Origin of the sequence: Providencia sp. PROV210, from assembly GCF_028479445.1 — a bacterium.
GTDB lineage: Bacteria > Pseudomonadota > Gammaproteobacteria > Enterobacterales > Enterobacteriaceae > Providencia > Providencia rustigianii.
The window spans coordinates 1-4,380 of the sequence record NZ_JAMPNQ010000027.1 but is presented as its reverse complement, the minus strand read 5'-3'; the positions used below and the strand labels follow the sequence as shown (position 1 = coordinate 4,380).

3 protein-coding genes, 5 tRNA genes and 1 rRNA gene are annotated in these 4,380 nt (G+C 38.2%); 1 reads left to right on the top strand and 8 read right to left on the bottom strand.

The window, feature by feature from the left end; genetic code table 11:
• Positions 1 to 123: 123 nt before the first annotated feature.
• From PR761_RS17090 to PR761_RS17075, 4 genes are all read right to left on the bottom strand, one after another.
• Positions 124 to 199: transfer RNA gene (locus PR761_RS17090), tRNA-Thr, on the bottom strand.
• 6 nt (positions 200 to 205) lie between these two features.
• A tRNA-Gly gene (locus PR761_RS17085) sits at positions 206 to 280 on the bottom strand.
• Between the two features lie 72 nt (positions 281 to 352).
• Positions 353 to 437, bottom strand: a tRNA-Tyr gene (locus PR761_RS17080).
• Positions 438 to 452: 15 nt separating this feature from the next.
• Positions 453 to 528 (bottom strand) — tRNA-Thr (locus PR761_RS17075).
• Positions 529 to 956: 428 nt separating this feature from the next.
• Between PR761_RS17075 and coaA the strand changes: the two genes are divergently transcribed.
• Complete coding sequence (gene coaA / locus PR761_RS17070) at positions 957 to 1,907, top strand: type I pantothenate kinase (protein ID WP_006816341.1); 951 nt, start codon at positions 957 to 959, stop codon at positions 1,905 to 1,907.
• Between the two features lie 31 nt (positions 1,908 to 1,938).
• Here the strand turns inward: coaA and birA are convergent, their stop codons facing one another.
• The 4 genes from birA to PR761_RS17050 all read right to left on the bottom strand — a co-directional run bounded on the left by birA (position 1,939) and on the right by PR761_RS17050 (position 4,339).
• On the bottom strand, positions 1,939 to 2,916 hold the full coding sequence (gene birA / locus PR761_RS17065; RefSeq protein ID WP_006816342.1) for a bifunctional biotin--[acetyl-CoA-carboxylase] ligase/biotin operon repressor BirA: 978 nt from the start codon (positions 2,914 to 2,916) through the stop codon (positions 1,939 to 1,941).
• A complete protein-coding gene (gene murB, locus PR761_RS17060) occupies positions 2,913 to 3,947 on the bottom strand; it encodes a UDP-N-acetylmuramate dehydrogenase (RefSeq protein WP_154611024.1) in 1,035 nt (344 codons plus the stop codon). Before murB ends, birA begins: the two co-directional genes overlap by 4 nt.
• A 174-nt stretch (positions 3,948 to 4,121) precedes the next feature.
• A 5S ribosomal RNA gene (rrf, locus tag PR761_RS17055) occupies positions 4,122 to 4,237 on the bottom strand.
• Positions 4,238 to 4,263: 26 nt separating this feature from the next.
• Positions 4,264 to 4,339 (bottom strand) — tRNA-Thr (locus PR761_RS17050).
• Positions 4,340 to 4,380 lie beyond the last annotated feature (41 nt).

Here is a 4,380-nt window from a genome sequence, read left to right as displayed (position 1 = left end):
TTAGATTGTCCCTCTAAGACACGGAATCGGTGGTTAAACCACATCAACCAAGCATAAATTCGCTTGTATTCTTAACAGGAGAACAGAAGAAACATCAGGAGATAATTGAGAACATAGGGGAAGTGGTGCTGATAGGCAGATTCGAACTGCCGACCTCACCCTTACCAAGGGTGTGCTCTACCAACTGAGCTATATCAGCACATCTTGGAGCGGGCAGCGGGAATCGAACCCGCATCATCAGCTTGGAAGGCTGAGGTAATAGCCATTATACGATGCCCGCAATGAACTCGGCTACCTGAGTTATCAGCTGTTAAACTGGGTTTCCTCAAAGCTTATTAAAGCTTGTTGGAGATGGTGGTGGGAGAAGGATTCGAACCTTCGAAGTCTGTGACGGCAGATTTACAGTCTGCTCCCTTTGGCCGCTTGGGTATCCCACCTATCCAAATTTTTAATGGTGCCGGCACCAAGAGTCGAACTCGGGACCTACTGATTACAAGTCAGTTGCTCTACCAACTGAGCTATGCCGGCATCAAGTGCTGCGCATTCTAGGAAGAGTGAGCGCAGGTTGCAACAAAAAAATTTATTTTTTTGTTCGTTTGCTCATATTTTATTCACTTTTCGCATTTTTGCTGTTTTTATAACTACTTTAAGATTAAAACATCAGCAGTATTTATTAACTATAATCCATTATGATCTAGCGAGTAAAGAACACTTATTGACCTCACCTTACTTAAATACAGATTTTTTATTCACCATTATGATTTGGTCTTACTTTTTACTAGTATGTTTTTCGATCAATCAATGCTATTTTTCTCGTATACGTCAAAAAAAATTCACATAAAACATAAAAAATCCTACGCCTCCACTTCCTCAATCGCTATGATGCTATCAAATTTTATGGATACGGATGTTTAGGCAACCTGTCCAACCTGCACACAATAGGCAGATGTTGGTTTATGAAACAGAAAGAAAATTTTATCACTACACCATACTTAGAATTTGATAGAGAGCATTGGGCCACATTACGTGATTCGGTTCCTCTGACGCTATCATCTAGTGAGCTTTTTGAATTAAAGGGAATTAATGAAGAGCTCTCAATGGACGATGTCATTGAAATTTATCTACCTCTATCTCGCTTACTTAATTTTTATATAAGCTCTAATTTACGTCGCCAAGCCGTTCTAGAACAATTTTTAGGGACAAATGAAGCTAAAGTTCCTTATATTATCGGTATTGCAGGCAGTGTTGCGGTAGGTAAAAGTACAACCGCACGTTTGCTACAAGCATTATTAACCCGTTGGCCTGAACACAGAAAAGTCGATTTAGTGACTACTGATGGTTTTCTGCATCCCAACCAAGTATTGCGGGATAGGAATATCATGAAGAAAAAAGGTTTCCCACAATCTTACGATATGAGAAAACTTGTTAACTTTGTTTCACAGATAAAATCAGGGGCTCGCAATGTAGCGGCTCCAGTTTATTCACATTTGACCTACGATATTGTGCCTGACCAACAACAAATAGTTGATCAACCAGATATTTTAATTCTTGAAGGATTAAATGTACTACAAAGTGACATGGATTATCCGCAAGATCCTCACCATGTTTTTGTCTCTGACTTTGTAGATTTTTCTATTTATGTCGATGCAGATCCACAATTATTGAAAGAGTGGTATATCGGGCGCTTTTTAAAATTTAGGCAAGGTGCATTTTCTGATCCTGATTCTTACTTCCATAATTATTCTAAACTAAGTGAAGAAGAAGCTATTAATATAGCAAGCTCTATTTGGGATGAAATTAATGGACTAAACCTTGAAGAGAATATTTTACCTACTAAAGAAAGAGCTAGTTTAATTATGACTAAAGGTAAAAATCATTCTATTCAAAATGTTCGTTTACGAAAATAATTAATAAGGCCGACATTACCCGGCCTATTTTTTATTTTTCATTTCCTCTTAATGATATTTCACCACCAATATAAGGAATTATTTCACCATTCTCTGTTTGTAACAGCAGTGCGCCCTGCTCATTAATACCTTTTTCTATTCCGGTTATAACGTCATTACCAATCAATAACTTAACGCTTCTCCCTAAGAAATTATCTAGATCAAACCATTTTGCCAAAAACGGTTTCAAACCTTCCTTTTCAAATAAAAGTAGCGACTGCCTTAATGCGTTAATAATATTTCCAGCTAACTTATTTCTTTCAATATTCTCAACTTCATCAGTTAAAGATGACCATGCTTGATTAATTGGTTTTTCTTTTTGAAGTATATTTTCATTCATTCCGATATTAATACCAATACCAATAATAATATGTGCAGCATCACCTGTCTTACCGGTTAATTCAACCAAAATACCTGCAAGTTTTTTATCATTCATATACAGGTCATTCGGCCATTTTACTTTTACTTTATTGCCACATACCTTATTAAGTGTCTCAGCTATAACAATACCGACCACTAAACTCAAGCCGATAGCCGCCGCTGGGCCTTGTTCTAGCCTCCAGTAAGTCGATAAATAAAGATTACATCCGAATGGTGATATCCATTGTCGTCCTCTACGTCCCCTGCCAGCACTTTGGTATTCTGCCAGACATGTATCTCCCGAATTCAAATTAGGTATACGTTCCAACATATATTGATTTGTAGAATCAATCACTGGCTCAACAATAATCTTTACAGCATCTACATATTTTTCTATATCTGATTTATTCAATAAATTAATTTTATTAGGAACTTGATAGCCTTTGCCAGTAACCGTTTGTATATCTAAACCCCAGGAACGTAATGTTTTAATATGCTTATTGATCGCTGCACGCGTCATTCCTAACCGTTCACCAAGCTGCTCACCTGAATGAATTTTTCCATCTGCTAAGATATCAATGACCTGTAAGGGAATACTTGTTTCTTTCATTTCATATAATCCATCGCATTTACCTCACCTTGTTTACCAATGAATCGGACTTCAGGCTCTAGATAAATATTAAATCGTGCCGCAACTGTTTGACTAATAAATTTTGCCAGATCAACGATATCTTGCCCGGTAGCACCATACTTATTAATTAGTACTAGAGCTTGCTGAGTATGTACAGCAGCACCTCCTAGCTGATGACCTTTCAGTCCACATTGGTCTATTAACCAACCTGCAGCAAGCTTTACTGTGCCATCAGGCTGAATATACTGAGGACAATTAGGATAATTATCTTTAATTTTCTGAGCCAATGTTGCAGATACCAATGGGTTTTTAAAAAAGCTACCCGCATTTCCAACGATATTCGGATCAGGTAATTTACTTTTACGAGTCTCACAGACGGATTCAAATACTTGTCGCGGGGTGGCTACCGCCGGATCTAATTTGGATAAATCCCCATAAGCTAACTTGGGAGCCCATTCTTTAGAGAAGATCAAACCAACACTAACAATTACGTGAGAATGTTGGTATTCATGTTTAAAGATGCTATCTCGGTAACCAAATCGACATTCATTAGCGAGAATCCGAGTGATTTTTCCAGTAACAAGGGAAAGAATATCCACATATTCACAGATATCTTTTAACTCTAAGCCATAAGCACCAATATTTTGTATCGGTGCAGAACCCACGCAACCAGGAATCAGCGCTAAATTCTCAGCACCATATATACCTTTATTCAATAAAGTTTCAATGAGCTGATGCCAGTTTTCCCCGGCTTGAGCATGAACATGCCAAGCATCTTGTGACTCACTTATTTCAATACCTTTAATTCTATTAATAATGACCATACCATCAAAGTCTTCGACAAATAGGACATTACTACCACCACCTAATAATAAGACTGGTAATTTATCATTCTTTGCCTGAGTCCATCGCTCATATAGGTCATCGACACTCTGCACAATATGTACAGACAGTGCTTTTGCATCAATAGCAAAACTATTAAATGTTTTAAGTTCGGAGGTCAGGTTCATTGCAGCCTTCAGTACAAATAGGATCTAAGATGTGATAAGTCTATCAGCCAGACCTAGCAGTGAATAGCATGTATGTAGAAATAATGAGGCTAGGGGAAAATTTATTAGCATTAAATAAATTATAAATCGTAGATAGCAAAAAGCCACCCTTATGGGTGGCTTCTTATATTTAAAACCTAGCAGTTCCCTACTCTCACATGGGGAGACCCCACACTACCATCGGCGCTACGGCGTTTCACTTCTGAGTTCGGCATGGGGTCAGGTGGGACCACCGCGCTATTGCCGCTAGGTAAATTCTTTTAAATTTTTATACTTCTGGTGCTGATACCCAGATTCGAACTGGGGACCTCACCCTTACCAAGGGTGTGCTCTACCAACTGAGCCATATCAGCAAATATGGTGCGGTCAGTCAGTACTGACACAACCTTTAAAA